Raw genomic sequence first — 26,217 nt, 5'->3', positions numbered from 1 at the left:
GAGTCCTTGTCTGTGTGGTCAGCGGTCAGTGATCTTCGCGGCGACGCCGCCTTTGATGCCGGTCGAGACGCGGAACGCGGGGCGTAGTTCGAACCCGGCGGGCAGGTGCAGCCGGTACCGCGCCAGAACCAGTGCAATGGTGAATATCGCTTCCATGTATGCCATCTGGTAGCCGAGGCATTTGCGTTGCCCGATGTTGAACGGGATGAACGCGTTCTTGTCGATGTTGTCGGTGAGGAAACGGTCCGGGTGGAATCGCTGAGGTGCATTCCAGAATCGGGGATCGTTGTGCAGCACGGTCGGCGACACGATCACCGTGGCGCCCTTGGGAATCCGGTATCCGCCGATTTCGTCCTCTGCGAGAGCTTCCCGCAGGTACATGGGTCCGCCCTGGATGCGCATCGATTCATCGAAACAAGCCCGGACAAAAGGTAATTGGGCCAGGTCGGCGTAGCCGGGTTTGCGGCCCAGGAGGCCGAGGACGTCGACTTCGGCGCGTGCACGCGCTTCGACATCCGGGTGTTGGGCCAGCAGGGTGAACGTCCAGGCCAAGGCCGACGAGGTGGTTTCGAAGCCGCCGAAGATCAGGCCGCCCAGTTCTGATTTCAGTTGCGTGACAGTCATCGGGCTCCCGTCGTCGAACCGGGCCTCGAGAATCAGGGAGATCATGTCGGTGTCGGGCCGGGGATTGGCGACCCGTTCGTTGATGGCGGCCTCGGAGAATTCGTCCAGATAGTGGCGAGCAGCCTTGCCGCGCTTGGTGAATGGCCTGGGTAGCGCGGCCGGCATCGAGTGCATGACCATGCGCGACCCGGCGTACAGCGCATAGCTGCGGATCTCCTCGGCCAGTCGCTCGATGGTGTGGTCATCGAGGTCCGGTTGGGAACAGGCGCCGCGCAGCAGCACGGACAGCGCCATCGTGGCCAGGTTGTCTTCTAGGTCTACCGGTTGACCGGATGCTGCTGCGGGATCCCAGGTGTCGTCGAGATGGCGGATGATGTCGACGACGACCTTGTCGCTGAGTTCCTGCATGCTTCGGGCGGTGAATTTCGGGCTCAGCAGCCTGCGCATGCGCTTCCACTGCTCGCCGTCGGCGACCGGCAGCGGGGCGTGGTCGTCGCCGTCGATGAGCTCCATGTTCATCGAGCCCTTGCCGTAACCGCTGGAATTGCGGGTCATCACGTGATGGACGTGATCGGGATGGCTGACGAGGATGAGGTCCTGGCCGGGGACCGGTAGTCGTGCGACGTCACCGTACTTGCGTGCCACCGATGGCAGATAGCCGTAGATGTCGCGAACCAGTTGTGGCGCGATCCCGAGTCCGGGGATCCCGCGCGGCCCGGGTGGCAGCTTGGTCGCACGCGGTGACGTTCCCTTCCCGGGGTGGGGGTGTCGTTGCATGGATCGCGTCATCTGTGGCTCGCTTCCGTTGGGCAAGGTGCCGGTTGGTCGAATGAGACTCTAGATAGATCAAAAGTCTCAAATGAGACTATCGACGCCTTATGGGTATCGCAAGGGTTGAGGCGGGACGGGGTGGCCGCGGCTTGACCGTGTCGGTGGGTGGGTGTTTACTCACGGTATCGAACAAATATTCGAATAGCGATAGCGACTGATGGTGTGGGAGGTGTTGTTGTGGCGGCTGTGACTAGCCTGGCGGACGGTCGGATTGACCGTGCTGACCAGCTGGAACAGCTCCGGCGCAAGATCGCCGAGATGTCCGGTCCGGCGGGATTGCGTGGCCGGGACCGGGGGCGGCCGGAGCCGGCCCCGAAGGTGGTTGAAAGTTTGCTGGAACCGTCGGATCTGCAGTCTGAGCTGCTGCCCGATGTGTTGCCCCGCGGTACGGTCGCGGTGCTCTCCGGGGCCCGCTCGCTGCCGTTGCGGATGGTGGCGGCGGTGACGGCATCCGGTGGTTATGCGGCCATCGTCGGTCAGCCCAAGGTGGGGCTCCTGGCGGCGGTGGAGATGGGGGCCGACCTGGAACGCATCGCGCTGATCCCGGATCCGGGTCCGGACCCGGTCGAGGTGGCCGCGGTGCTCATGGACGGGCTCGACCTGGTGCTGCTCGGCCTGGGCGGCAAAGCCGTCCCGGCCGGCCGGGCGCGGGTGGTGGCGTCCCGGGCCCGCCAGCGTGAGTGCACTCTGCTGGTCACCGATGGCGACTGGCCCGGGGCGACGGCCCGGTTGGAGGCCAGGGTCCGCGGGTATGAGGTGGTCGGCGCGGGTGCCGGGGACCCGGTGCCGGGGTGCGGACGAATCGGCCGGGTGCAGCTGGACACGCGGGCTCGCGGCCGCTCGATGCGCCCGCTCCGAGCAGTGGGTGGATGAGATGTCCCGCGTACTGGCCATCTGGTGCATGGACTGGCCCGCGGTGGCGGCAGCAGTGGCGGCCGGGCTGCCGGTGACCGAGCCCGTGGCGGTCACTCTGGCGAACCGGGTGGCGGCCTGCTCGGCGTCGGCCCGGGCATCGGGGGTGCGAAGGGGTTTGCGGCGCAGGGAAGCTCAGGCCCGCTGTCCTCAATTGCACGTCGCCACAGCCGATCCGGCGCGGGACGCCCGTCATTTCGAGGGGGTGACGGCCGCGGTGGACGAGGTCGTGCCGCGCGCGGAGGTGCTGCGACCGGGGCTGCTGGTGTTGCCGGTGCGTGGAGCTGCCCGGTATTTCGGGTCGGAACAGACCGCGGCCGAGCGGTTGGTCGATGCGGTGGGCGCGGCCGGGGTCGAATGTCAGGTGGGGGTTGCCGATCAGCTGCCTACCGCGGTCTTCGCGGCCCGGGCGGGATGCATCCTCGCGCCGGGTGAGGATGCGCAATTTCTCGCTGAATTGTCCATCCGGCAGTTGGCGACGGAACCGAGCCTGTCCGGCGAGGGGCGGGAAGAACTGGCGGATTTGTTGTGGCGCATGGGTATCCGAACCATCGGGCAGTTCGCTGCGCTGTCCCGGGCGGATGTGGCATCCCGGTTCGGTACCGATGCCGTGGTCGCGCACCGGTTTTCGCGGGGTGAACCGGCGCGCCGCCCGTCGGGGCCGGAGACGCCGGCGGACCTCGATGCCGTGATGGACTGCGACCCGCCGATCGACCGGGTGGATGCGGCGGCGTTCGCCGGGCGCTCGCTGGCGGGCCGGTTGCACCGCAGCTTGGAGTCTGCCGGGGTGGGGTGCACCCGGCTGGCCATCGATGCGGTGACCGCCAATGGTGAGGAACTGCAACGAGTTTGGCGGTGTGCCGAGCCGCTGACCGAGGACGCCACCGCGGACCGGGTGCGGTGGCAGTTGGACGGTTGGCTGACCCGACGGGGGCTGGGCGGGGCTGGGCCCACCGGGCCCATCACGGTGTTGCGGCTGCATCCGGTCGAGGTGGTCTCGGCCGCGGCGCTGCAGTTGCCGTTGTGGGGATCTTCCGGAGATGACGACCGGATGCGCGCGCGACGGGCTCTGGTGCGGGTCCAGGGTCTGCTCGGGCCGGAGGCGGTGCAGGTGCCGGTGCTCAGTGGTGGGCGGGGGCCGGCCGAGCGCATCACGCTCACCCCGCTGGGGGATGAGGTGGTGCCGCGCAGTGATCCGACCCAGCCTTGGCCGGGACGGCTGCCGGAGCCGGCGCCGGTGATCCTGCTGGACGACCCGGTGGAACTTGTTGACGTACGCGGTGATTCGGTTCGGGTGACGGACCGGGGCATGTTCTCCACCGATCCGGTGCGGCTGACGGGTTCGGGTTATCGCGGGGCGTTGCGGTGGTGGGCGGGGCCGTGGCCGGTCGACGAACGCTGGTGGGATCCGGAGCGGGGGAAGGGCCGCACGGCTCGGGCTCAGGTGCTGCTCGGGGGCGGCGGGGGAGAGAGCCGTGCGCTGCTGCTGTGCTACCGGCAGCGGCGGTGGTATGTGGAGGGGGTTTATGAATAGTTAGTTCGTCTGGCCGGCGGCGACAGCCTGTTCGACCAGTTCAGGCAAGGGCCCGCGCCAGAGCGGTCCGTGGCCGGGAATGATTGTGTCGGCGGGCAATTGCGCGATGTGAGACAGGCTGGCGCGCATGGTGGGCTCGTCTTCGTTGAACACCGCGGGCAGCAGCTGCGGGCCTGAACCGAGTGTGGACAGCGGGTGCGCGGTGACGAGGGCGTCGCCGGTGAATAGCACACCCGTGGCGGGCATCAGCCACGCCGTGTGTCCGCTGGTGTGGCCGGGTGTGGCGATCGGTACCAAGGCGCCGGGCAGGTCGAGGGGCACATCGGCAGGTACAGGCTCGACGTCGCCGATGGTGATCGACATGTGCGGCAGGACGGCGCACAGCGTCTGCCGTACCCACCGTCGGCCTGCGCGGCGAGTGCACTGCTGCAGCATGTGACGTGGCGTGATCTGCTCAACGTATTCGCGTCGTGCATGACGTGCCTCCTCGGCGCCGGTCAGCACCGGCACGTGGTGGCGGGCACGCAGGGCGGGAATGCCACCGACGTGGTCGAGGTGTGCGTGGGTGAGCAGAATGGCTTGGACGTCCTCGACCCGGCGTCCGATGTGCTCGATGGATGCGAGCAGGAGGGCACCGTCGTTGGGATAGCCGCTGTCGATGACCGTCACCGCGTCACCGTCGGTGACCAGCGCCCAGTTGACGTTGGTGCCGGTGACCATGTGCGCCTGGTCATTCACCTGGATGATGTTCATGCGTGGTGTCGTTCGGCGTCGCACCGGAATTCGTGGGTGATGGCGCCGATGCCGTGGATCGTCAGCTCGATTCTGTCGCCGTCTTGGGGGAGATGGTCGGACTCGATGCCCGAGCACCCCGGCAACGTGCCGGTGCCGAAAAGCTCTCCTGGATAGAGCTGTTCGCCCTTTGAGGCGTGGGCCAGAGCTTCGCCGAGTGAGTACCGCATGCCCCTCGTGGAGCTTCGCGTCACGGTGACACCATTGATCTTGACTTCGGCGTCCAGGGCAGCGGGGTCGATGTCCGACGTCGCCGCGACCACGGTGTCGGACATGGAGTTGGCGAAGTGTTTGGCTTTCTGCGGTCCGAAACCGCTACGCATCTCGGCGATTTGGACGTCACGAGCGGACAGGTCGTTGAGGACGACGTAGCCGCTGATCGCCGCGGCGGCTTCGGCCGGCGTGGCGTCGCGTAGCGGGCGGCCGATGATGAAACCGAGCTCGAGCTCATAGTCGAGGTCACGGGTGTAAGCCGGTGCGGTGACCGGGGTTCCGCTGGGCATGAACGTCAGTGCGTTGCTCATGTAGTAGATCGGCTGCTCGAACCACAGCCGGTTCGGTTTGAACATCGGGAACGTCGATCCGGTGATGCGCTCATACGCTGCCGTCACCCGGTAGCGGCCAGGCAGGTATCGGCGTGCCATCGCGCGTGACGCGTCGATGACGTGTTGTTCGTAGAGCATGAAGTCCCGGAAGGATACGGGGGCGAATGGCAGTCGCAGATCGGTCGCCAGACCGTCCAACGCCACGTCGCGCCACTCGGGAACCGGTGGAAGTCCAAGCGGTAGTTGGTCATTCGTCCATCGGTGCCAGTCATCGTCCAACCGCACCTCGACGATGGTGGCGCCGTCGGCATGCCGTCGTCGCATGGCCTGTACCTGGGTTTCGTCGATCATGTGGTCTGTGCTCCTTTCAGCACCAGGTCGATCCGCGCGACAAGTCCGTGCGCGACGTCGTGGTGAGTGACCAGACGCCGGAAATGCAGTGGCGCGATGATGGTTTCGATGATGAGCGCCGCGTCGGCGGTCGCGGGCAGCTCGTTGCGGTCGATGCCGCGCGTGATGATCGCCTCGGCGACCTGAAACCGTTCGGCCCAGAACCGTCCCCGGGCCTCGGCGACGCCCGGGGAGTCCGCGCCGACGGAGCTGGCCGCGCGGGTCAACGCGTATCCGCGCGGCGATTCCAGGTATTTCGCCAGCGATGTGGCGAATTCGATCAGGTCCTGGCGCACGTGGCCGGTGTCGGAGACGGGAATCGCGGCTTCGCTGCTGGCCAGCAGGGCGTCGGCGACGACGTTTTCCCAGGTGCCCCAACGGCGATAGATCGACGACGGCGCCACCCCGGCGTGGGCTGCCAGCTCGGGGAGGCTCGATGAAGTGACACCGGTCTCCAGTAGGCCGAGGGCCGCTTCGAGGACTGCGGTGCGGATGCGCGCGGAGCGTCCACCGGGGCGGCGTGAGACCTCATTCGGTTCCTCCATGCCCCCAGTGTAACGCAAAGATCATTGCATTAACGGGAAATGTCTGTCTACCATCGGTGCACTGTCACACCCCGACCGGAGGCCCCTCATGTCACGCGTTGCCAAGAATCTGATCGTCAGCCTCTGCGCGCTGACAGGCACAACCGAACAAGCCGCGCGGCGATTCGGTGTCGGCTATTTCCTACCGGAGCTGACCGTCGACCGGTTCGCCAACATGGGTGGAATCGACAAGCGGCTCTTTGCAATCCAGCTGCGGGAATGTCGTTCGTTCGACGACGAAGCGTGGTCGGACTACTGGCGCGCACTCGCCGTCGACCACCTCGATATCGCCGCGCCCGCGCTGGAGCGGTTGGGTGGCCCCGCCCCAAGCGAGCTGCTCGTACCGGCCGACGATGACCTGGTCGCTCGGCTCGGCGACGTGCTGGCGCCGGCGGTCGATGTCTTCGCCGAACGCTCACCGGAAACCGTCGGGCAAGTGGTTACGTCGTTCATCGCCGGCAACCCCGACCACGTCGATGCCGCCGTCGTCATCGACGAACTGGTCAAAGCCATGACCTACCTGTTCGTCGCGTCGTGGCCGGGCTGGACGCCGCGGCGACTGCAGGCCTACGCCGAGTCGCACTGCCTGTTCGACTCGCTGATCCGCGCGCTGGCGCCGGCCATGGGCATTGACGTCGAGGTCATCACGCTGCATGCCGAGGGGGAAACCATCAAGGGCTACGCGGCGTTCCCGGCCGGGAGCGAACCCGCGGCGACGGTCCTGATCACCAACGGTCTGGAGGGCGCCATCCAGGAGGTCGCGATCCCGATCCTGAAGTACCGCCACAACGGCATGGCGGTCGTCACGATGGAGATGCCCAGCACCTACGCCTACCGTAAGCCGCTCTCTGTCGAATCTGAAAACCTATACGCGGCAATGCTTGATCACCTGGCCGCACACCCTCGCGTCGACGCCGACAGAATCGGCATGGTCGGCGTCAGCTTCGGCGCACATTGGTCGGCGCGAATGGCCGCGCGGGACAAGCGAATCAAGGCGGCGGTCGCCAACGGCGGCCTCTATCACCGCAGCTTCAGGCCGACGGCCACCTTCGGTAAGCCCGCGATCATTCTGGAAACCCTGCGCAACACCACCGGCGCAACGAGTCTCATCGATCTGGGTAGGCGACTGCACGCCTTGTCGCTCGAAGCCCTCTATCCCGACCTCACGGTGCCGCTGCTCGTGATCAACGGTGACACCGACACCCTCGTCTCGACGCAAGACTCCGTCGACCTCGCCGACGCGGTGCCGAACGGCGAACTGATCCTGTATCCCAATGACGACCACTGCGCCATGGGGCACTACAGCGAATGGCTCGCCACGAGCGTCGATTGGCTCCAGCGGCACCTCGGCTGAGGTGCGCGCCGGGCCGCCCGAGAGATAATGGTTGTGCACAACTAAATCGTGGTCTATAGTTCTTCATGTGGACGCACTCGCCTTGGACCGCCAACTCTGCTTCGCCTTGTACTCGGCGTCGCGGGCGATGACGGCGGCCTACCGGCCGATCCTGTCCGAGCTGAACCTCACCTACCCGCAGTACCTGGTGCTGCTGGTGCTGTGGGAAGAGGATCGGGCGACGGTCGGGCGGTTGGGCGAGCGGCTGCAGCTGGATTCGGGGACTCTCTCACCGCTACTGAAACGGCTGGAAGCGGGCGGATTCATCCGTCGTGAACGGTCGCTGCAGGACGAACGTCAGGTCGAGGTGAGCCTCACCCCGGCCGGCCGCAAGCTCGAAGCCAAGGCCCAGTGCATTCCCGAACAGCTGGGCGCCCGGGCCGGCATCACCGAGCAGGACGCCGCGGACCTGCGCGACGCGATCCGCCGATTGACCGATGCGCTCACCGCATCGCACTGATTCACCGACGCATCCCGCGTCACCGTGCACCAACCACCGCAAGGAGATCGACATGAAGACCCTTTACACCGCAGAAGCCCTGGCCACCGGCGAAGGCCGCGACGGCCACGGCCGCACCTCGGACGGCAAGCTGGACCTGGACCTGGCCATCCCGAAGGAGATGGGTGGCAGCGGCAACGGCACCAACCCCGAGCAGTTGTTCGCCATCGGCTACGCCGCGTGCTACCACTCGGCGCTGCGGCTGGTCGCCCGCGAAGCCAAGGCGGATGTCACCGATTCGTCTGTGGGCGCCCGGGTTTCGCTCGGACAGCTGGACAACGGCGGGTTCGGCCTGGCGGTAGAACTGGAGATCACCCTGCCCAACCTGGACCACGACGCCGCGCAAGAGCTGGCCGACAAGGCGCACCAGGTCTGCCCCTACTCCAACGCCACCCGCGGCAACATCGACGTCAAGATCACCGTCACCGACGACTGACCTTCGGCGCCGACTGGCCACCTACGACACGAGAATCGCGAACTTCGGTGTCATAGGTGGCCTTTCGGCGTTACAGACTGAATGCGAAGGCCCCGACGCGCTCGATGAACCGGTCGAAGAACGCCACCGGGTCGACCTCGACCCCGATGTAGGCGTTGGGCTGGCGCCCCCAGTGCCCACGCCAGTCGGCGACCGTCATGCCGCGGGTCAAGGTGCCCAGTAGCTCCACGTCGACCGTCGCCCGCTGGTACCGGACGATGTCCGGGTCCAGGGCGACCGCTGCCGCGAGCGGATCGTGCAGGTGCGCCAGATAGCCCTCGCCCTGGTCGAAATGGAACTCGAAGTAGAACCGCATGGCGTCTTCCAGTACCCGGATCAGCGGATTGGACGACGTCGACCGCGTGCCGCGATCATCCAACACGCTCATCGGCGATGACGGTCCCCCCGCGGCGGTCGACAGCCGGCTCAGCAGTGACGGCGTCATCGCGACGTTCTCGGTCAGGTTGAGCCCCAGCACAATTGGCAGATGAGCCGGGACCTCCAGACCCCACGCCGCGCCCCAGACCGAGAACACCTCGGCCGCGGCTTCGGGGTCCACGCTGATGTTCCATTCGGACACCGGCGTGGTGTTGCCCCGGTAGTCGAAGGCCCCGCCCATGATCACGAGCCGTCGTAGCAGTCGGGGGAGCGACGGTTCCAGGCGAAGCGCCAATGCGAAGTTGGTCAGTGGACCGGTGACGAGACCGATCAACTCGCCCGGGTATTCGCGTGCGGCCTGGATCCAGGCCTCGGCGGCGTCGTACTCGGTGAGCACACCGCCGGATTCCGGCTCGGCACTGGGCTCGGGTAGTTCCGCGTAGCCGAGACCCTGCGGGCCGTGGGTGTCCTCGGCAGTCCGCAGCGGCGCGACCAGTGGGACGCTCGCGCCCCGCGACACCGGGATGGGGCCGGCGCCGCACAGCTGCAGCAACCCGAGATTGTTGACGCATACCTGGTCGACCGGGACGTTGCCGGCCGTCGATGCGATGCCGACCAAATCCGCGTCGGCGCTGGCCAGTAGGTAGGCCAGCGCCATCGCGTCGTCTACGCCGGTGTCGACGTCAGCAAAAACCGGTTGCACCCTCGCACGGCCGGCGGGAAGTAGGCCCCCTGTCACGTCGCCAACCTTAGAGCCGGGCCGTTACCGGTGCACGCCGGCTACCAATGCACGCCGGGGATCAGGCGCACCGCGGACTTGACCGGTCGGGGCACCCTGACCCTCCTGACCGCGAGAGGCCGCTTGGGTCGGCGGGGACTGCGCGGACGGTCGGCCACCGGCGCCGGAGGCGGGGTTTCGGTGACACCGCGGGCCGCCGCCGAATCCGGGTAACCCAGGTACAGCTGGTGCAGGACGCGGCGAGACAGCTTGGGGGTGAAGTAGTTTCCGAGATCACCCAGCGTGCCCATCGGGGTGTCGATGCGGGCCGGTTTGTCGACCAGGCCACGCACCACCATCGCCGCGGCGTGCTCCGGGGTGATCGGCGGCATCGGGTTCAGCCGCTTCGACGGTGCGATCATCGGCGTCTCCACCAACGGCATGTGGATGTTCGTGAAGGTGATGTGATCCGAAAGGGTCTCGGTGCCAACCACTTCCGAGAAGGCGTCCAGCGCCGCCTTGCTCGGCAGATACGCGCTGTACTTCGGGCTGTTGGCCTGCACGCCGGCGCTCGACACGTTGACCACGTGACCGAACCGGCGTTCGCGCCAGTGCGGCAGCAGCGCCAGCGTCATCCGGACCGCGCCGAAGTAGTTGACCGCCATCACGCGCTCGTAGTCGTGGAAGCGGTCGGTCGAGTTGACCACCGAACGACGGATCGAGCGGCCGGCGTTGTTCACCAGGTAGTCGACGTGGCCGAACTGTCCCAGGATGTCCTTGACGGTGTGCTCGACCGAGCCGCCGTCGGCCACATCGCAGGTGAAAGCATATGCCTCACCACCGAATTGGCGAATCTCGGTGACCAGCTCATCGAGCGCCTCGGCGCTACGGGCGAGCGCGAACACGCGGCCGCCGCGTTCGGCGACGGCGATGGCCGAGGCCCGCCCGATGCCGCTCGAGGCGCCGGTGATGATCACGTTGCGGCCGACCAGCGGGCCACGCGGATCGTCCCGGCGGGCCCGGTCCGGGTCCAGGTGGTCGACCCAGTAACGCCACAGTTTCGGTGCGTACGAAGCGAATTCGGGCAGGACGATGCCGGTGCCTTGCAGCGCTGCAATGGTCTTCTCCGAGGCGAACGACGGCGCCAGGTCGACGACGTCGAGCACCTCGCCGGGGATGCCCAGCTGGGTGGCCGCCATGTTGCGCAGGATCTTGGCCCGGCCGGTCGCCTTGAGTACCGGGGCTGCGGTGGCCTTCGGCAGCGTGCCGCGCAACGGTGGCAGACCGGCCTCTTGAGCAACGCCGCGGTAGATATCTTTGAGCCCAATCGGTTTCGGCGACGTCAGGTGGAATGTCTGGCCGTCGCGGCCGTCGGCGTGCATCAGCGCGACCAAGGCGTCCACCACGTAATCCACGGGCACGATGTTCGTACGGCCGGTGTCGGGCACCATCATCGGCGTGAACTTGGGGAGCGCCGCCAGTCGGGACAGCACCCCGAAGAAGTAGTACGGACCGTCGACCTTGTCCATCTCACCGGTCCGGGAGTCTCCGACCACCACGGCCGGGCGGTACACCCGGTAGCGCAGGCCGGGGGTGGCGTGCACGAGTTGTTCAGCCTCGAACTTGGTTTGGTGGTACGGCGTCGGCAGCTCCTGCGAGACGTCGAAGTCGTCCTCGGTGAAAATTCCCGGGTAGTTGCCCGCCACCGCGATCGACGACACGTGGTGCAGGGTCGCATTCAGGGCGCGGGTCAACTCGATCACCGCCCGGGTGCCCTCGACGTTGGCGGCCCGCTGAGTGGCGGCGTCGACGGTCATGTCATAGATCGCGGCGCAGTGCACCACGTGGTCGACCGGGCCCAGATCGGCGAGATCGGACAGGCCCAGACCCGCGGAGGTGAGGTCGCCGACCAGCGGTTTCGCCCGGTCACCCCAGTCCGCGGCCAGTTCCTCGAATCGGGCCAGTGAGCCCCGACGGACGAGAATGAACACTTCGGCTTCGTCGTGCTGAGCCAGAATCCGGCTGACGACGCGGCGACCAATAAACCCGGTACCGCCGGTAACGACATATCGCATGCGAGTCATCGTGAACCTGTCGCGCGCCGAGGTCAATAGCGCGTAGGGTCCGAATTTGTCACACGCACTCTTGAGGGAGAACCGCCGAATGCCGATCAACCCCGATGCCGTCGGAGCGAAGACCGCACCGCAGCCTTTCGAATGGACCGAACGCGACACCCTGCTCTATGCACTCGGAGTCGGTTGCGGGACGAAGGATTTGGCCTTCACCACCGAGAACAGCCACGACATCGACCAGCAGGTACTGCCCACCTATGCGGTGATCGCGTGCCCGGCCTGGGGTGCTGTCGGAGAGGTCGGCAGCTTCAATTTCGGCAAGTTGCTGCACGGCAGCCAGCAGATTCGGCTGCATGCGCCCCTGCCACCGTCGGGACGGCTCAACGTCACCTCGGAGGTGGTCGACATCCAGGACAAGGGTGAGGGCAAGAACGCCATCCTGACGTTCAAGGGCACCGGCACCGACGACGACGGAAACGTGATCGCCGAATCCCTGTCGACCGCGGTGATCCGTGGCGAGGGCGGCTTCGGTGGACAGCCAGGGGAACGGGCTCCGGCTCCGGAGATTCCGGACCGTCCGGCCGACGCGGTGGTGGCGTTGGCGACCACCGAGGACCAGCCGCTGATCTACCGGCTGTCCGGCGACCGGAACCCGCTGCACAGCGACCCGTGGTTCGCACAGACCCTGGCCGGTTTTCCGAAGCCGATCCTGCACGGCCTGTGCACCTACGGCGTGGCCGGCCGGGTGTTGGTCGCCGAACTCGGTGGTGGCGACGCGTCGAAGATCAAGGCCGTCGGAGCGCGCTTCACCTCTCCGGTGTTCCCGGGCGAGACGTTGACGACATCGGTCTGGCGCACCGAGCCCGGACACGCGGTGTTCCGCACCGAGGCGGCCGGGGCCGACGGCAGCAACGCCCGGCTGGTTCTCGAGGACGGGACTGCGGAGTACAGCGACTGATAACTCCGCGCGTCAGCGGCGTGAAGTCTCAGTGGCCGTCTGCCGCGGGCGTATCGGGGTCGGGCCCATTGCGGTAGACGTTCTTGCCGCAATCAACGCATTCCCATCGCCGCCCGCCGGTGGCGGCGGGTTTCTGGATGATGTTTGTCAGTGGATACATGCCGGTGCTGCCGCATCGGGGGCATTTCGGCGCCATCTGTTGAGTCTACGTCTACTCGGGGCGTGGGTTGAGCATTGCGTTGACGTATGCGGCGTAGCGTTGGTGATGGAAGTCGTGTGACTGCCGGTCGCCATGCTGGCGGTGGGGTGGTCGCGGCATCGAAGTAAGGATTCTCCATGAGATGGCGCGCCCACCTGCTCCCGCGTTCCACGGTGATCTGATGGCGTATCTCACGCAAAGACGTCGGCCCGAGAAACCCATTCGGCTATGCCTGGCATACGATCTCGGTCGTCGGATCGACGGTGCGTGGTGGCCGTACACCGCGGCCCTCGCCGATGAATTGGCCGGCATGATCGGGGTTCTGGAAAGCCGATTGGGGAAAGTCGTTGACGTCAGCCTCAATTGGTCGCCATTGCACAATCCGCCGAATCTCAACTGGCGGGACTGGCGCACCAAGCCGCAACACATCATTGTCGTTGGTGGATCGGACGCCAGTGCGAATCTGCTTATCGTGCCGAGCACAACCAACAGCGCGCTGGCCGGCATGGTGTTGCGGCGCGCGGCCGGACTACCGGTTGAGCCACGTCGCGGCGAAGACACGATGCTGCAGACTGCGGAAGAAATCTTGACCGCCGCGCGGCGGCAGCGGATTGTGGAAAAACCCTTGGATTGATACGGGATAACGCCGTATCAATCCAAGGGTTCAGTGTTGCTCAGTCAGTGACGCTCAGAGAGCGGTGACGCCTACGGCTTGCGGGCCCTTGGCTCCTGCGGTGACCTCGAACTTCACGCGCTGGTTTTCTTCCAGCGAGCGGAAGCCGCCGGTCTGGATCTCGGAATGGTGAACGAAAACGTCCGGCGCACCGCCATCTGGGGCGATGAAGCCGAAGCCCTTTTCGTTGTTAAACCACTTCACGGTTCCTTCGGTCATGCGATAACTGCTTTCTTTTCATGATGAATGCGATTTTTTGCATCCAAATCTATTGCGCCACAGGAAAAATCCCTGGGAGAGTCAGTCGGCGTGCTGCGCCGTTGCCAGGATGTCCAGCACCCTTGAGCGGTTGTCGGGCCGCGCGGCGCTCATGAGCGCTGAATGGGCTTCTGCCGCATCTGTGTTGGCTGGGACCGTCAGGAGCACGATCTTGTCGCGGTCGAGGCCGACAACTTCGACAGTGTTCCGCGGCTGACGTTGGTATCCGTCGAGGTGCACGCGTCGTCCGCCGGTCGCGAGTTTGGCGGGGGTGGCCGACCACTCGTCGACGTTGTACAAGACGCGGTCGATCCTTCCGAGGCGAACAGACAGCACGGCCAACAGGTCCGGCAGTTCGTTGCTGAGATTGCTGGTGTGGGGCCACCATGCCCCGTCCACATATCCGCTGTGGGGAGCCTTGGGCTTCAACCGTAATCGCGGTGTGTGTTCGGGTGATGTGCGGTGGGTTAGGGTCGTTTGGTCATGTTGCGGCGCCATTCCGACGCTCCTGCCTTGACCGCGAACCGGTCAAACTTCATCGAATCGGCGACGGCGTGGCTTTGACCAGCCACGCGACGAAATACCGCCAACGGTCACAAGCATACCCGGAATTCGTGGCTGTCCAAATGTCGTCGGGTGGAACGCGAGATGAAGCTGCCCGCCTGATCCGGCGAATTCCTTGTGGCACAAGGGGTCGCGTCGTACACAGGCGGGCAGCGCAGGACCTCGGGTTCTAGCCCGTCACCGCACGATCGAGGGCGGCCAGCGACTCCTCGATGAATCCGATCGGGAACGGCGGCATACCGCCGATCTGGTCGCGGAAGGCCTGCGGCGTCCCGGCCCAGTCGTAGGTCAGGGTGACGTCTGTGCCGTCGCCGTTCGGGGCCAGGTCGTACCGCCACCACCAACCGCCGGGGTTGTGCTCACCCGACTCGTTCAGGGTGCCGGTCGACCAGCCGATCGTCGTGTCCTTGTCGAACTCCGTCACCCGGTTGTAGGTGACGTAGTCGCCGCCGGCCTGATCGAGGTACATGTTCATGGCGAACACCTGTCCCGCACCCGTGATCGGCGCGGAGTCGACGGCGTCGCGGACCCAGTCGCCCGGTTCGGTCTCCTTGTGCCGGGCAGGGTTGGCCAGCACGGCGAAGACCGCCGCGGGCGGCGCGGCGATGGTGCGGGTGGCGACGTAGCGTTCCTGTGTCGTCGAGTTGCTGGTCATCGGTTCTGTCCGTTCTGTGCGTTCGATCCGTATGCGCGGGCAATGTCCTGCGAACTGGCCCATTTGGAGTACGTCGGCGACTGGGGCCAGCCGTCGGGCGAATCCTGCCACTGCTCCTGGCGGCCGTAGGGCAGAACGTCGATCAACGCGAAACTGTGGCCCAGCTGTTCGCAGCCGCGGCCATCGGTGTGCCAGGTGCGGTACACCGTATCGCCATGCCGCAGAAACACATTGACGGCGAAGCCCGCGCCGGGCGGGGCGCCCATGTCGGACCCGAAGCTGCTCTCGGACGACGAGTACCAGTCCATCTTGTTGCCCACTTTCGCCTTGTAGGCCAGGGCTTCCTCGATAGGTCCGTTGGTGACGACGACGAACCGGGCGTCGTAGTTGGCCAGGAAATCCAGGCGCGTGAATTGCGAGGTGTAGCCGGTGCATCCGGAGCACTGCCACTCGGCGCCGTTGGTCCACATGTGGTTGTAGACGATCAGTTGCGACCTGCCGTCGAAGATATCGGCCAGCCGGACCGGACCGTCAGCGCCGACCAGCGTGTACTCCGGCAGCTCGACCATCGGCAGCTTGCGTCGTTGCGCGGCGATGGCGTCGAGTTCGCGCGTCGCGGCCTTTTCGCGGCGGCGCAGGTCGTCGAGGGCGGCCCGCCAGGTGTCCTGGTCGACCACCGGTGGCAGGGCGGTCTGTTCCGTCATGTTGCCTCCTGAGGGTTGCGTTCATTGGGTAGACCGGGGCGGAACCGAATATTCATCGCGGTTCGCCGAACCAATACGTCAGCGCCTCCCGCAGCCCCGAAGCCGAGGCGCCCGCCCAGGCGATGTGCGCGTCCGGGCGGATCAGCTGGGCCTCGGCATCGCTGGTGAGGATGTCGACGCGGTCCGCCCATGGCGCCGCGACCTCGCACAGTTCGGGCGGCCCGACGAAGACGGGTCGCGCCGCGCGCAGGGCCTGTACGACGTCGTCGGGCAGGCCCGACGCAAAGGCTCCGGCCAGGGAGTGCGGCTCGGTGCCGGGCATCGGGTAACGGACGTCGGAGGCGGCGATCATCGCGCCGACCCGTGCGAGGGCCGGCGCGTCAGCAACCAATTCGCTGAATACTGTTCGCAGTGCCTCGTCGGCAGGATCGTGCCCACGCCGCAACGACACCTGCGCCTGGGAGTGCAGCAGTAGGCGCTCGCCGGCGAGGTGGCGTTCGGAGTGGTACGTGTCGAGCAGCCCGGGCGGTGCCCAGCCCTGCAGCGTGGCGGCGAGTTTCCAGCCGAGGTTCACGCCGTCGAGCATTCCGGCCGAGACCGCCACGCCACCGGTCGGAATCTGGTGCGCGGCGTCACCGGCCAGCAGCACCCGGCCCGCCGCGTAGCGTTCGGTGTGCCGGGCCGCGTAGGTGAAGCGGGTCAGCCGTTTCGGCTCGCCGAGCGGAATGTCGGCACCAAGTACACGGCGGACGCTGTCGCGAAATTCTTCCAGTGTCATCGGGACGGCGTCGTCGTACTCGCGGTCGGGGGCCTCGCTGGTGTACAGCCCCAGCTGCCCGGGTTCCGATGACGCGACGGCGAAGATGCCGCCCTCGAACTGGCTGTAGCCCCACGGCAGCCGGCCGTAACCCGGGACGTCGTAGGCGTCATCGTCGCGGACCGTGATCTCGGCCGGCCAGGTAACCGTGGCCAGCCGGTGGATCTCGGGATAGACGGTGCCCGGGAATCCGATGCCGGCCAGCTCCCGGATGCGGCTGCGGACCCCGTCACAGCCGACCACGTATTGCGCACTGATGCGGTACGGACAGTCCGGGCCTACGACGTCGAGGTGCACGGCCTCGTCGTCTTGCTTCAGACCGGTGACTTCGTGGCCGCGTCGGACCTCGACGCCGAGATTTTGCGCGTAGTTCTGCAGGAGTGCTTCCAGCTGAGGCTGGGGAAGGCGCTGCACCTGCATCGGTGACTCGTCCAGCTGCGTGAGATCGACGTGGATACCGCCGAACGGAAGTTTGGCGGTGACGGGTTCGCCGGCCGCGTCATTGAGCAGGTCCCCGAGTTCGCGGTAGCGCAGCAGATTCAGGATCTGGCCACCGATGCCCCCGGCTTTGGCGACCTCGCGGATGTCGGCGAGCCTATCCAGCACAAGCGGTTTGACCCCGGCCAGGCAGAGTTCGGTGGCGAGCGTCAGGCCCGTCGGTCCCGCGCCCACGATGATCACGTCGGTATCAGTCATGCGTCCCCCTCAAGACGATCAAGCTGCAGTTACGTTGCAGCCCAGCGATTCTGAAGCATGAGGGGGGTCTTGCCACAAGCCCCGGGGTGCGCTATATGTTGAAGCTGAGGGGTGGTGTTACTTCTCGGGCTCGCCTTCACGGAGTCGGGACTGCGCTCGATCAGTTGAGGCCCAGCGGTCCGGCCAGTTCGGCGAGCGCAGGAATCAGCTTGTCGACCCCCGTGAGGACCTGCACGGGCACGTGGTCTGCGCCGGCGGCCAGATGTTGCCTAAGTCTGGCTGCGACGGCATCGGTGTTTCCATAGGCAACGAGCGCGTCGATCAGGGCGTCGCTACCGGGCGGGGCGACGTCGGTGTTGTTGAACCCCAACCGCTTCCAGTTGTTCACGTAGTTGGTCCCTTTGAGGTAGGCATCGAGCGCCTTGCTGGCGACGGCCCTTGCCTCGGCGGCGTCGGTGGTCAGGATCACCTTGTGTTCCGGGGCGATGAAGGCATCCGGTCCGACCAATGCGCGCGACTCAGCGGTGTGGTGTGGGGTGGTCAGGTAGGGGTGGGCTCCCGCGCTGCGGCGGGCGGCCAGCTTGAGCACCTGTGGGCCCAGTGCGGCGACGACGCGCCGGTCCCTGGGCACGCCGTATTCGTCGAGTTTGTCCAGATACTCGGTGAGCGCGTCATAGGGCTTCTTGTACTCGGCGATCAGCTCGGGATGTCCGGCCCCGATACCGAGCAGAAATCGTCCTGGGTGGGCTGCTTCGATGCGGTGAAACGACTCGGCGACCGGACCGGCGGGCGAGGACCAGATGTTGACGATGCCGGTTGCCACCGTCAGCCTCTCGGTCCGCTCAAGGATCGGCTCAACCCAGTCGAGTTCGGCCGGCGGTGAGCCGCCTGCCCAGATGGCGCCATAGCCGAGCGCCTCGATCTCCCGCAGCTGTTTGGCGGTCAGTTGTTTCCACTGCTGCAAAAGCCCGAATACGCCATAGGCGCCCAGAGCGGGTTTGGTCGTGGCTCGATCAACGTGCCGTGTTCTCACAGATACTCCGTTTTGTATGCAGGACTACCGTTTGAGGGGACGCCGCGCCCAGAATGGCGCAACGCCGTGTGCGGTAAATCCCGGTGTCGGTGCGTGTTTGATCAGTCGGCGACTCTTTGGCACGAGTCGTACGGACTGTTATCTGAGCAACGTTGCGAGTTCTCTGGCGAATACGGTGATGGCATGATCGCCCGCGTCGAGCACGCCCGCCAGCAACGGAAAGGCATGTGGCATCCCCTCGTACTCGTGGGCGCGAACCTTGACGCCTGCCGCGGCAAGTCTTTTGCCGTAGCGGTCTGCGTCATCGGCAAGAGGATCGATCTGAGCACTGACGATCACCGCGGGCGGGGCACCCACGAGGTCGCGCGTCAGCAATGGTGAGGCAAGCTCCGAATGACGGTCGTCGACGTCAGGCACGTACATGTCATACGCCCATTGCAGTGCGGGCCGGGTCAGGAACGGGCCCTCGCGGTGCCGCGCGACGGAGTCGCTGCTCATCGTCGCATCGAGTGCGGGACACAGCAGACCCTGGGCTTTGATCGGGGTGCCCTGTTCCCGCGACGTGAGCGCGACGCTTGCCGCCAGTGCACCTCCCGACGAATCGCCCGCGATCGCAAGCGATTCGACGTCGATGCCGAGTCTGTCGGCATGCTCACTGACCCAAGAGGTGGCGTCGACAGCGTCGTGGTGGGCGGCGGGAAACTTGTCTTCTGGTGCCAGCCGGTATGCAACGGAAACAACGACGAGTTCACCCTGCACACACAGTTTTCGGCAGAACCGATCGTGCGTGTCCAGACTGCCCCGGACAAAAGCGCCCCCATGCAGATAAACGACGCCCGGCAGCGCGGAAGCCTTGCCGAGTGGGTGGTAGCTGCGTGCCGCGACGAACCCGTGGCGCACCGGGATCGTCAAATCCTTTACCGTACAACGCTCATCGACGGTGCCCGCCAACGCGATCAATCTCTCGCCGGCCTCCCGGTAGGCCGCGATCGACATCTCCCAAGGTGGTACGGATGGGCGTGCGGACAGGGAGTCCACGAGCTGCTGGGCCTGCGGATGGAGCCCATTCATACGCGCCGTCGTCCTCCGCGTGCGCCAGAGTCGGACGGGCTGTCGGTCGATGTCACAGCGCGACTCGGAAGACCTGGAATTCGACGACGGGTCCGGGTTGGATGCGTCCCTGTCCGACGAAGATGGTCTGGTTGACCCAGGCGTACCTGGGGTCTCCGCATTCCAGGCGTGGGGTGGTGACGAAGTAGTGGTCACCGAAGTCGGTGCCGCCGCCGGCGCCGCCGAGGGCGGCTGCGGCTGCTTCGTTGACCTCGACCAGTCCCTGGTAGCTCATGTAGATCACCGCGCCGTCGTCGGTGTAGAACTGGGCCCGTACGTCGAGCCGGCCGTAGCCGTCCTCGCCGGCCAGTAGCCAGTCTCCGCCGCCGGGGGCGGCGGTGCCGCTGAACCGGTTTCCGGTGACCTTGCCTCCGGTGACGGCGAGGACCTGACGCAGTCCGTACGGGCCCGGTCCCACGATCTGTGGTTCGGCAAGCTCTGCGGTGTAAGCGAACTCCGGCTCCAACTTCATTGTCTCATCCTCATTTTCGAGCGGGACCGCTTTCCGTCCCGCGATAGATCCGAGAGTGCACTAAGCGTCTGTAATAGTCAACACATTGTCGAATTGCAGGATGATGCGACAAGCCGACGTCTGCCCGCGGCCGCGCAATCGTCAAAAGTGGACACTACGTTGACTACTATCGACTGTGAGTCTAGTCTCAACTTTGCCAAGCCGTGACGCCGAGCACCGGCGCACGGAGCGACACGACAGAAGAGGGATTGACATGACCACGACATCGGACGTCGACCAGATCCAGCCGACCACTTCGCGTGACGGCGAGAGCTACGTCTCCCACCGGGAGGACATCCACTTCAACATGACCGGTGACTTCATGACGGGCGTGGATTTTTGGATTCACGCGACCGGGGAATCCACCAACGGCCAGCTGATCGTCATCGAGACGAATTGGGTGGCTGGTACCGAGCCGGTGTGGCACATCCACCACCGCGAAGAAGAGGGCTTCTTCGTGATGGACGGCGAAATCAAGATTCACACCGAGGCCGGTTCATACAACGCCAAAAAGGGCCAATTCGTCTGGGGGCGTAAGGATCAGCGGCACACCTACGAGGTGGTCGGTGACGAAGCCCGGATTCTGGTGGTGTTCGTGCCCGGCCCCGACAGCAACGGCTTCGAGCCCAACGGCGGCATCGACAAGTACTTCTACGAAGCGCGCAACCGTGAGCTTCGCACGCCCGAGCAGGTGCAGGCCGAGGTCGAGAACCTCAAGGTCAACTACGGCCTGGAGATGTTCCCGGAGCTGCCGCACCCGCGCGCCCAGCAGGCGTGAGTCGGTCTCGAGTATCTAGCAGTTTCCAGCCATTCGACCATTGGAGTTGCAGTGACCATCGACATTTCCCTTGACACCGTGCCGCATTGGATCGCCGGCGCGGCCGTCTCCTCGGCAGCGGGGCCGCGAACCGAGATCCACGATCCCGCTACGGGGCGCGTGATCGGCACAGTGGCGTTGGGAGGTGCCGATGTCGTGGACGAAGCTGTCGCCAGTGCGCGAACCGCGGCGGTGGCCTGGGGCGACACGCCAGGCCCTGCTCGCGCATCGATACTGCACCGCTTCCGGGTGTTGCTGCATGAGCAGATCGACGACTTGGCGTGGATCATCACGGCCGAGCAGGGCAAGACGCTCGACGATGCCCGGGGAGAGTTGGCGCGCTCGATCGAAGCTGTCGACGTGTCGCTTTCCGTTGTGCAGCAGCTGAAAGGGGAGTACGCCGAGCAGGTCGCGAACGGCGTGGACACGTATTCCTTCCGGCAACCGCTCGGCGTGTGTGCCGGTATCACACCGTTCAACTTTCCGGTGATGGTGCCGGTGTCGATGTTTGCGGCCGCCATTGCGTGCGGGAACACGTTCGTGCTCAAGCCAAGTGAGCAGGTGCCGTCGGCAGCGGTGCGATTGGCGCAAATCGCGAGCGATGCGGGATTGCCCGACGGCGTACTCAACGTTGTGCACGGCGGTATAGAGGCGGCCGAAGCGCTCATCGACCACCCAGATGTCGCGGCGGTGTCGTTCGTCGGATCGACCCCCGTCGCGCGGGCGATCTACCGGCGCGCGGCCGAGGCCGGCAAGAAGGTGCAGGCACTGGGAGGCGCCAAGAACCATCTGGTGGTGTTGCCCGACGCCGACCTCGATGCTGCCGCCGATGCGCTGGTGTCGGCGGCCTACGGGGCCGCTGGTCAGCGATGCATGGCCGTGACGGTCGCGGTCGCCGTCGGTTCGGCAGCAGATGCATTGGTGGCCAAGATCGCCGAGCGCGCAACCACATTCAGGGTGGGGCCAGGTGCGGCGCTGGGTACCGACATGGGTCCGTTGATTTCCGCGGGCGCTCTCGATCGGGTCCGTGGGGCGCTGGAGCGGTCCGTCGAACAAGGCGGCCGACTGGTCGTCGACGGCCGCGAACGGCCTACACCTGGAGCGGGTTACTTCATCGGCCCGAGTCTGGTCGACGGTGTCAGCGTCGAGAGCGATCTGTACCGCGACGAAGTGTTCGGACCGGTCCTGAGTGTGGTGCGCGCCGAAGATCTCGACCAGGCGCTGCGGATCGTCAACGACAATCCGTACGGGAACGGCGCTGTCATCTTCACAGGTAGTGGGACGGCTGCTCGCCGATTCAGCCGGGGCGTCCTGGCGGGCAGCGTAGGGATCAATGTGCCGATCCCGGTGCCGATTTCCTGGTTCGGGTTCGGCGGATGGGGTGATTCGCGCTTCGGAGACGACGGGCTCAACTACGACGGCTACCGGTTCTACACGAGGTCCAAAGTCGTGACCCAACGTTGGACCGAACCCAAGCGCGGCCTCGCTCCGAACTTCGTTGCGGCCGGCCGCCAATGACCTCGCCTTCCGATGCCGACCTCCCTCGACTCGACCATGTCGGCATCCTGGTACGCGACCTGGACTCGGCACTCACGCACTGGTGCAATCGGTTTGGGGTCGAGGTTGCTCGGGCGGTCGAGATTCCGGCAATGAACCTCAGCGCGGCATTCCTCAACGTTTCCGGCGCCGAGGTCGAGCTGTACACGATGCACGATGTGGGTGCGCTTGACCTGGCGCTGGGCGGAGCACCGGCAAAACTTGATCACCTGGCACTTCGGCTACTCCACGCCGATGGTCCCGAACTTGCGGGCTGTGCCATCCGAGGGCCCGGGCGGCCAGAGCCGATCGCGGCGCCGATCCCGATGGGCGATGCCACCCATGTCTGGACCGAGCCTCCCGGAATCGATGTTCTGCTCCAGCTGATCCGGCCGAGCCAGTGAGGTGCTGGCCCGATATCCGTTGCACCACAGCTGATCTCGCCGGACGAAACGCAACATAAAACAACTAGGAAAAGGAGTAGACATGGGACGCATGGAAGGAAAGGTCGCGCTGGTCACCGGAGCGGCGCGGGGACAGGGGCGAGCACACGCCATCCGCCTTGCCCAGGAAGGCGCGGACATCCTCGCCTTCGACTGCCCGGCCAACGGAGGGGTCCCGTATCCCGTTGGTACGGCGGCCGATCTCGAGATCACCGTCAAGGAAGTCGAGTCACTGGGTCGGCGAATCATCGCGCACCAGGGCGACGTCCGCGAGCAGGCGCCGCTGGACAAATTGGTCGCTGAGGGCGTCAAGGCCTTCGGCGGACTCGACGTCGCAGTCGCCAATGCCGGCATCTGGACTGTGCACCCGTTCGCGGACATTCCCGAGGACGAATTCCTGGATGTGCTCGACGTCAACATCATGGGACCCTGGCGCACTCTGAAGGCGGTAACTCCCGCCATGAAGGAGCGCGGAGGTGGTTCGGTGATCATCACGTCGTCGGGCAATGGCGTCGAGGGATCTCCCCATTACGTCCACTACGTGGCATCGAAACACGGCGTGCTCGGGTTGGCGAAGAGCGCGGCACTCGAGTTCGGTCAGTACGGCATCCGGGTCAACTCGCTGCTTCCCGGACCGACCGACACGCCCGCCCTGGATTGGCAAGGTGGCTATGACCTTTGTGCGGGAAAGGGACCCGGCAACGGCGTGAAGGAAGACCTGCAGGGCGCGAGGTACTGGGCGCTGCTGCGCGACGTGGGGCTGCTGCCGCCTGAGGCCATGAGCGAAGCTGTGCTGTGGCTTGCCTCCGACGACTCACGTTGGACGACAGGCCTGGAGATGTTGGTCGAAGGCGGCCACATGCTCATGCCCGGGCTGAACATGACGAAAATGGCGCTGGACAACCAGTAAGGTCCGAGCAACACCAGAAGTCCAGCAGGCCCTCTCCCCAGACGTCGATCACGCCTTCGGAGAGGGCTTGCGGCGTTTGTTGGCGGCCTTACGCGGCTTCCACTCCAGGCCGTACACCGTCCGCAGCCAGATCGTGGTCACCGTCTCGGCCATGTCCTCCAACGGGATTGCGTTCTCGCTGCGCAGACTCATCAATCCGAGGTTGCGTTCACCCATCCACATCAACGCGGCAGCCAACGACCTGGCCGGTGGCCCGTCGATGGCCACGCCGGTCTCTCTGTCTCGCTCGATGCCTGCGGCGGCGGCATCGATAAACCGACCGAGAATCGTGTCCCACTGCGTCTGTAGGTCCGGCTCGGCCGCGGCGGCGTCGCCTACTTCACGAAGGACGTGACCATGCCGCTCCCAGACCTGAATGACCTCGTTCACGGCATGCTCGATGGCCGCTTCCGGCGGCATGCCGGCCGGGCGCTCGAAAATCAGTTGCGACGCCTGGAACACATCGGCTGTGACCCGCGAGAGCAGCGCAGACAGGACCTGCCACTTGGACTCGAAGTAGAAGTAGAACGATGACCGCGAAAGCCCCGCACGCTTGGTGAGATCGTCGATGGAGATGTTGCGCAGGGGTACCGTGCGCAACATGTCGTAAGCGCCTTCGAGGATGGCTTGTTCGCGTTTATCGCCCTTGATGTTTCGTCGTCCCACCCGCGTTTCTGCTGCACTCAGGCTGAAAGATGAAGTGGACGCCATAGGAAGCATGATAGGTCAGGTCCTCCTCGCAGGGGGTACACCGGCGGTGGTGTGTACCGCGCGGCACCAGCCGCGCAAGTTCCCATAATCGACATCGTGTTGATTATAATGCACATGCCGTATAAGCTGGCTGTAACGGCCTTCGCCTTCGAAGGCCACGCGGACCCGAACCGACTTACCCGTATTCGGCCGTTCTGCCTGCGCTCAAACGAGATTCGCGCCCCGGGTGGGAAATCGCATGCGCGCTCTCGATTTCGAAATAGGGGTCACCTGTGACTAATCTCGCAGCCAATCTCGTCGCCACTGCGCACGAATATGGGGACCGGCCGGCCGTCAAACTCGACGACTACGTCCTGTCCTACCGGCAGCTGCATCATCAGGCCGCGGCGGTGGCCGGAGAACTGCGAGCCCATGGTGTGCTTCCGGGCGACCGGGTGGGCCTCGTGCTTCCCAACGTCCCTGCCTACCCAGTGCTCTTCTACGGCGCTCTCCTGGCCGGCGCAGTCGTAGTACCCATGAATCCGCTGCTCAATGCGCGCGAGATCGAGTACTACCTCACCGACTCGGGCATGACAGTGGTGTACGGGTTGGACAACGGCGATGCCGTCGTCGCGGCCGCGGCGGCGAAGGTCGGGATTCGCTCGGTATCAGTACCCGCCACGGGTCCAATCGAATTGTCCGGCAGCCCAATCCATGACGCGACCGTTCGAAGCGACGACGACACCGCCGTCATCCTCTACACCTCCGGGACCACCGGGAAACCCAAGGGAGCGGAACTCACCCACCGGAACCTGTCGACGAACGCCGCGACGACAGTGGACACATTGATCCACGTGGGGCCCGAAGACGTGATCCTTGGTTGCTTGCCCTTGTTCCACGTCTTCGGCCTCACCTGCGGACTCAATGCGGCGGTCAAGGCAGGCGCCCTCCTCACCCTCGTACCCCGCTTCGACGCCGTCAAGGCGTTGCAGGTTGTGTCCCGCGATCGAGTGACCGTTCTCGAGGGCGTGCCCACCATGTATGCCGCGATGCTGCACTCACCCGATGCGGATGACACCGACATGTCCTCGCTACGTACGTGTATCACTGGCGGCGCACCCATGCCTGTCGAGATTCTCAAGGCGTTCGAGAAGAAGTTCGACTGCGAGATTTACGAAGGCTACGGGCTTTCGGAGACGGCACCCATCGCCTGCTTCAACCAACCCGGGCGTCAGCGCAGGCCCGGCACCATCGGCGTACCTGTGCGGGGCTGTGCGCTGCGGATCGTCGGCGATCACGGCGAGGACGTCCCTGACGGCCTGCCCGGCGAGATCGCCATCCGGGGTGAAAATGTCATGAAGGGGTACTGGAACCGGCCCGAGGCGACGGCCGAAGCCATTCCCGATGGGTGGTTCCGGACCGGGGACATCGCCACCCGTGATGGCGACGGGTACTACACCATTGTCGACCGGAAGAAAGATCTGATCATCCGGGGTGGATACAACGTCTATCCCCGCGAAGTCGAGGAAGTGCTCTACGAACATCCCGCTGTGGCCGAAGCGGCGGTGATCGGCATCAGGCACGCATCCCTCGGCGAGGAGATCGGCGCGGCTGTCGCCCTCAAACGCGGGGCGCACGCAGAACCCGAAGAATTGAAGGCCTTTGTCCGAGACCGACTCGCCGCATACAAATACCCGCGCGAGATATGGCTCGTCGACTCCGTACCCAAGGGCCCGACGGGAAAGATCCTCCGACGCGAGGTGAAACCTCAGAGCCCGACCAGAATCGATTGAGCGAGTGTAGCTTTCGTCTCAAATCGTAGTCGACCAGCGCTGCGAGCGTGGGAGAGCGGGGCTG

General features: G+C 65.6%; 28 protein-coding genes. 12 read left to right on the top strand and 16 right to left on the bottom strand.

All coding sequences use genetic code 11. The annotated features are described in order from the left end of the window. Positions 1-18: 18 nt before the first annotated feature. A complete protein-coding gene (locus ACWW1C_RS22470; RefSeq protein WP_455980332.1) occupies positions 19-1,413 on the bottom strand; it encodes a cytochrome P450 in 1,395 nt (464 codons plus the stop codon). Between the two features lie 219 nt (positions 1,414-1,632). Between ACWW1C_RS22470 and ACWW1C_RS22465 the strand changes: the two genes are divergently transcribed. Both ACWW1C_RS22465 and ACWW1C_RS22460 read left to right on the top strand, forming a co-directional pair. After that, positions 1,633-2,328 carry a hypothetical protein gene (locus tag ACWW1C_RS22465; protein WP_455980331.1) on the top strand — a complete coding sequence of 232 codons (696 nt, stop codon included), beginning with the start codon at positions 1,633-1,635 and terminating at the stop codon, positions 2,326-2,328. 1 nt (position 2,329) lies between these two features. Beyond that, positions 2,330-3,901, top strand: coding sequence for a DNA polymerase Y family protein (locus ACWW1C_RS22460; protein ID WP_455980330.1), 1,572 nt, complete (start codon positions 2,330-2,332; stop codon positions 3,899-3,901). Here the strand turns inward: ACWW1C_RS22460 and ACWW1C_RS22455 are convergent, their stop codons facing one another. From ACWW1C_RS22455 to ACWW1C_RS22445, 3 genes are read right to left on the bottom strand one after another with little or no spacing between them, the layout of a single operon-like run. Beyond that, positions 3,902-4,654 (bottom strand): MBL fold metallo-hydrolase, encoded by a 753-nt coding sequence (locus tag ACWW1C_RS22455; RefSeq protein ID WP_455980329.1) that lies wholly within the window; start codon positions 4,652-4,654, stop codon positions 3,902-3,904. After that, a complete protein-coding gene (locus ACWW1C_RS22450; RefSeq protein ID WP_455980328.1) occupies positions 4,651-5,589 on the bottom strand; it encodes a fumarylacetoacetate hydrolase family protein in 939 nt (312 codons plus the stop codon). Before ACWW1C_RS22450 ends, ACWW1C_RS22455 begins: the two co-directional genes overlap by 4 nt. Beyond that, positions 5,586-6,173: a TetR/AcrR family transcriptional regulator C-terminal ligand-binding domain-containing protein gene (locus ACWW1C_RS22445; RefSeq protein ID WP_455980327.1), complete on the bottom strand. Its 588-nt coding sequence runs from the start codon at positions 6,171-6,173 to the stop codon at positions 5,586-5,588. The genes ACWW1C_RS22450 and ACWW1C_RS22445 overlap by 4 nt, the downstream gene beginning before the upstream one ends. 88 nt (positions 6,174-6,261) lie before the next feature. Here ACWW1C_RS22445 and ACWW1C_RS22440 point away from each other — a divergent pair, with 88 nt between their 5' ends. The 3 genes from ACWW1C_RS22440 (at position 6,262) to ACWW1C_RS22430 (ending at position 8,540) form a co-directional block, all read left to right on the top strand. Then, a complete protein-coding gene (locus ACWW1C_RS22440) occupies positions 6,262-7,566 on the top strand; it encodes an alpha/beta hydrolase family protein (RefSeq protein ID WP_455980326.1) in 1,305 nt (434 codons plus the stop codon). A 67-nt stretch (positions 7,567-7,633) separates the two neighbouring features. Further along, on the top strand, positions 7,634-8,065 hold the full coding sequence (locus ACWW1C_RS22435; protein WP_455980325.1) for a MarR family winged helix-turn-helix transcriptional regulator: 432 nt from the start codon (positions 7,634-7,636) through the stop codon (positions 8,063-8,065). Between the two features lie 52 nt (positions 8,066-8,117). Next, positions 8,118-8,540, top strand: a complete 423-nt coding sequence (locus ACWW1C_RS22430; RefSeq protein WP_133427590.1) for an organic hydroperoxide resistance protein — start codon at positions 8,118-8,120, stop codon at positions 8,538-8,540. 70 nt (positions 8,541-8,610) lie between these two features. Here the strand turns inward: ACWW1C_RS22430 and ACWW1C_RS22425 are convergent, their stop codons facing one another. Next, positions 8,611-9,615, bottom strand: coding sequence for a nucleoside hydrolase (locus ACWW1C_RS22425; protein ID WP_455984395.1), 1,005 nt, complete (start codon positions 9,613-9,615; stop codon positions 8,611-8,613). 122 nt (positions 9,616-9,737) lie between these two features. After that, a complete protein-coding gene (locus tag ACWW1C_RS22420; RefSeq protein WP_455980324.1) occupies positions 9,738-11,750 on the bottom strand; it encodes an SDR family oxidoreductase in 2,013 nt (670 codons plus the stop codon). 88 nt (positions 11,751-11,838) lie between these two features. Here ACWW1C_RS22420 and ACWW1C_RS22415 point away from each other — a divergent pair, with 88 nt between their 5' ends. Beyond that, the gene (locus tag ACWW1C_RS22415) at positions 11,839-12,705 is read left to right on the top strand and encodes a MaoC/PaaZ C-terminal domain-containing protein (RefSeq protein ID WP_455980323.1); all 867 of its coding nucleotides are present in this window, start codon (positions 11,839-11,841) and stop codon (positions 12,703-12,705) included. 28 nt (positions 12,706-12,733) lie between these two features. Here ACWW1C_RS22415 and ACWW1C_RS22410 read toward each other — a convergent pair whose 3' ends face one another. After that, on the bottom strand, positions 12,734-12,865 hold the full coding sequence (locus ACWW1C_RS22410) for a hypothetical protein (RefSeq protein WP_455980322.1): 132 nt from the start codon (positions 12,863-12,865) through the stop codon (positions 12,734-12,736). Between the two features lie 220 nt (positions 12,866-13,085). Between ACWW1C_RS22410 and ACWW1C_RS22405 the strand changes: the two genes are divergently transcribed. Beyond that, entirely contained in the window at positions 13,086-13,538 is a 453-nt protein-coding gene (locus ACWW1C_RS22405; protein WP_455980321.1) for a DUF5994 family protein, read from the top strand. Positions 13,539-13,592: 54 nt separating this feature from the next. Here ACWW1C_RS22405 and ACWW1C_RS22400 read toward each other — a convergent pair whose 3' ends face one another. The 8 genes from ACWW1C_RS22400 to ACWW1C_RS22365 form a co-directional block, all read right to left on the bottom strand. Next, positions 13,593-13,796 (bottom strand): cold-shock protein, encoded by a 204-nt coding sequence (locus tag ACWW1C_RS22400; protein ID WP_455980320.1) that lies wholly within the window; start codon positions 13,794-13,796, stop codon positions 13,593-13,595. A gap of 81 nt (positions 13,797-13,877) precedes the next feature. Then, positions 13,878-14,333 (bottom strand): DUF5994 family protein, encoded by a 456-nt coding sequence (locus ACWW1C_RS22395; RefSeq protein ID WP_455980319.1) that lies wholly within the window; start codon positions 14,331-14,333, stop codon positions 13,878-13,880. A 235-nt stretch (positions 14,334-14,568) separates the two neighbouring features. After that, the gene (locus ACWW1C_RS22390) at positions 14,569-15,054 is read right to left on the bottom strand and encodes an SRPBCC family protein (protein WP_455980318.1); all 486 of its coding nucleotides are present in this window, start codon (positions 15,052-15,054) and stop codon (positions 14,569-14,571) included. Further along, positions 15,051-15,758 (bottom strand): DUF899 family protein, encoded by a 708-nt coding sequence (locus tag ACWW1C_RS22385; RefSeq protein WP_455980317.1) that lies wholly within the window; start codon positions 15,756-15,758, stop codon positions 15,051-15,053. The genes ACWW1C_RS22390 and ACWW1C_RS22385 overlap by 4 nt, the downstream gene beginning before the upstream one ends. Positions 15,759-15,810: 52 nt before the next feature. Then, entirely contained in the window at positions 15,811-17,271 is a 1,461-nt protein-coding gene (locus tag ACWW1C_RS22380) for an FAD-dependent monooxygenase (protein WP_455980316.1), read from the bottom strand. Positions 17,272-17,431: 160 nt separating this feature from the next. Further along, a complete protein-coding gene (locus ACWW1C_RS22375; RefSeq protein ID WP_455980315.1) occupies positions 17,432-18,304 on the bottom strand; it encodes an LLM class F420-dependent oxidoreductase in 873 nt (290 codons plus the stop codon). 138 nt (positions 18,305-18,442) lie between these two features. Further along, positions 18,443-19,300 carry an alpha/beta hydrolase gene (locus ACWW1C_RS22370; protein WP_455980314.1) on the bottom strand — a complete coding sequence of 286 codons (858 nt, stop codon included), beginning with the start codon at positions 19,298-19,300 and terminating at the stop codon, positions 18,443-18,445. A 127-nt stretch (positions 19,301-19,427) separates the two neighbouring features. Beyond that, a complete protein-coding gene (locus tag ACWW1C_RS22365) occupies positions 19,428-19,886 on the bottom strand; it encodes a DUF3237 domain-containing protein (RefSeq protein WP_455980313.1) in 459 nt (152 codons plus the stop codon). A 253-nt stretch (positions 19,887-20,139) separates the two neighbouring features. Here ACWW1C_RS22365 and ACWW1C_RS22360 point away from each other — a divergent pair, with 253 nt between their 5' ends. From ACWW1C_RS22360 to ACWW1C_RS22345, 4 genes are all read left to right on the top strand, one after another. Beyond that, a complete protein-coding gene (locus ACWW1C_RS22360; RefSeq protein WP_455980312.1) occupies positions 20,140-20,703 on the top strand; it encodes a cupin domain-containing protein in 564 nt (187 codons plus the stop codon). 51 nt (positions 20,704-20,754) lie between these two features. Then, positions 20,755-22,260 carry a CoA-acylating methylmalonate-semialdehyde dehydrogenase gene (locus tag ACWW1C_RS22355; RefSeq protein WP_455980311.1) on the top strand — a complete coding sequence of 502 codons (1,506 nt, stop codon included), beginning with the start codon at positions 20,755-20,757 and terminating at the stop codon, positions 22,258-22,260. Then, a complete protein-coding gene (locus ACWW1C_RS22350) occupies positions 22,257-22,682 on the top strand; it encodes a VOC family protein (protein ID WP_455980310.1) in 426 nt (141 codons plus the stop codon). Before ACWW1C_RS22355 ends, ACWW1C_RS22350 begins: the two co-directional genes overlap by 4 nt. Positions 22,683-22,764: 82 nt before the next feature. Further along, on the top strand, positions 22,765-23,631 hold the full coding sequence (locus ACWW1C_RS22345; protein ID WP_455980309.1) for a mycofactocin-coupled SDR family oxidoreductase: 867 nt from the start codon (positions 22,765-22,767) through the stop codon (positions 23,629-23,631). Positions 23,632-23,679: 48 nt separating this feature from the next. Here the strand turns inward: ACWW1C_RS22345 and ACWW1C_RS22340 are convergent, their stop codons facing one another. Then, the gene (locus ACWW1C_RS22340; protein ID WP_455980308.1) at positions 23,680-24,390 is read right to left on the bottom strand and encodes a TetR/AcrR family transcriptional regulator; all 711 of its coding nucleotides are present in this window, start codon (positions 24,388-24,390) and stop codon (positions 23,680-23,682) included. A 263-nt stretch (positions 24,391-24,653) separates the two neighbouring features. Between ACWW1C_RS22340 and ACWW1C_RS22335 the strand changes: the two genes are divergently transcribed. Beyond that, complete coding sequence (locus ACWW1C_RS22335; RefSeq protein ID WP_455980307.1) at positions 24,654-26,153, top strand: long-chain-fatty-acid--CoA ligase; 1,500 nt, start codon at positions 24,654-24,656, stop codon at positions 26,151-26,153. Positions 26,154-26,217 lie beyond the last annotated feature (64 nt).

This window comes from Mycobacterium sp. HM-7 (assembly GCF_053852335.1).
This window is presented reverse-complemented; position numbering and strand designations above follow the sequence as displayed.

What these genes read in the sequence shown, in the direction of transcription:
- ACWW1C_RS22470 (WP_455980332.1), bottom strand. Translation starts at nt 1,413, where the DNA reads ATGACGCGATCCATGCAACGACACCCCCACCCCGGGAAGGGAACGTCA.
- ACWW1C_RS22460 (WP_455980330.1), top strand. Translation starts at nt 2,330, where the DNA reads ATGTCCCGCGTACTGGCCATCTGGTGCATGGACTGGCCCGCGGTGGCG.
- ACWW1C_RS22455 (WP_455980329.1), bottom strand. Translation starts at nt 4,654, where the DNA reads ATGAACATCATCCAGGTGAATGACCAGGCGCACATGGTCACCGGCACC.
- ACWW1C_RS22450 (WP_455980328.1), bottom strand. Translation starts at nt 5,589, where the DNA reads ATGATCGACGAAACCCAGGTACAGGCCATGCGACGACGGCATGCCGAC.
- ACWW1C_RS22445 (WP_455980327.1), bottom strand. Translation starts at nt 6,173, where the DNA reads ATGGAGGAACCGAATGAGGTCTCACGCCGCCCCGGTGGACGCTCCGCG.
- ACWW1C_RS22440 (WP_455980326.1), top strand. Translation starts at nt 6,262, where the DNA reads ATGTCACGCGTTGCCAAGAATCTGATCGTCAGCCTCTGCGCGCTGACA.
- ACWW1C_RS22430 (WP_133427590.1), top strand. Translation starts at nt 8,118, where the DNA reads ATGAAGACCCTTTACACCGCAGAAGCCCTGGCCACCGGCGAAGGCCGC.
- ACWW1C_RS22425 (WP_455984395.1), bottom strand. Translation starts at nt 9,615, where the DNA reads ATGGCGCTGGCCTACCTACTGGCCAGCGCCGACGCGGATTTGGTCGGC.
- ACWW1C_RS22420 (WP_455980324.1), bottom strand. Translation starts at nt 11,750, where the DNA reads ATGCGATATGTCGTTACCGGCGGTACCGGGTTTATTGGTCGCCGCGTC.
- ACWW1C_RS22415 (WP_455980323.1), top strand. Translation starts at nt 11,839, where the DNA reads ATGCCGATCAACCCCGATGCCGTCGGAGCGAAGACCGCACCGCAGCCT.
- ACWW1C_RS22410 (WP_455980322.1), bottom strand. Translation starts at nt 12,865, where the DNA reads ATGTATCCACTGACAAACATCATCCAGAAACCCGCCGCCACCGGCGGG.
- ACWW1C_RS22405 (WP_455980321.1), top strand. Translation starts at nt 13,086, where the DNA reads ATGGCGTATCTCACGCAAAGACGTCGGCCCGAGAAACCCATTCGGCTA.
- ACWW1C_RS22400 (WP_455980320.1), bottom strand. Translation starts at nt 13,796, where the DNA reads ATGACCGAAGGAACCGTGAAGTGGTTTAACAACGAAAAGGGCTTCGGC.
- ACWW1C_RS22395 (WP_455980319.1), bottom strand. Translation starts at nt 14,333, where the DNA reads ATGGCGCCGCAACATGACCAAACGACCCTAACCCACCGCACATCACCC.
- ACWW1C_RS22390 (WP_455980318.1), bottom strand. Translation starts at nt 15,054, where the DNA reads ATGACCAGCAACTCGACGACACAGGAACGCTACGTCGCCACCCGCACC.
- ACWW1C_RS22385 (WP_455980317.1), bottom strand. Translation starts at nt 15,758, where the DNA reads ATGACGGAACAGACCGCCCTGCCACCGGTGGTCGACCAGGACACCTGG.
- ACWW1C_RS22380 (WP_455980316.1), bottom strand. Translation starts at nt 17,271, where the DNA reads ATGACTGATACCGACGTGATCATCGTGGGCGCGGGACCGACGGGCCTG.
- ACWW1C_RS22370 (WP_455980314.1), bottom strand. Translation starts at nt 19,300, where the DNA reads ATGTCGATCGCGGCCTACCGGGAGGCCGGCGAGAGATTGATCGCGTTG.
- ACWW1C_RS22365 (WP_455980313.1), bottom strand. Translation starts at nt 19,886, where the DNA reads ATGAAGTTGGAGCCGGAGTTCGCTTACACCGCAGAGCTTGCCGAACCA.
- ACWW1C_RS22360 (WP_455980312.1), top strand. Translation starts at nt 20,140, where the DNA reads ATGACCACGACATCGGACGTCGACCAGATCCAGCCGACCACTTCGCGT.
- ACWW1C_RS22350 (WP_455980310.1), top strand. Translation starts at nt 22,257, where the DNA reads ATGACCTCGCCTTCCGATGCCGACCTCCCTCGACTCGACCATGTCGGC.
- ACWW1C_RS22345 (WP_455980309.1), top strand. Translation starts at nt 22,765, where the DNA reads ATGGGACGCATGGAAGGAAAGGTCGCGCTGGTCACCGGAGCGGCGCGG.
- ACWW1C_RS22340 (WP_455980308.1), bottom strand. Translation starts at nt 24,390, where the DNA reads ATGCTTCCTATGGCGTCCACTTCATCTTTCAGCCTGAGTGCAGCAGAA.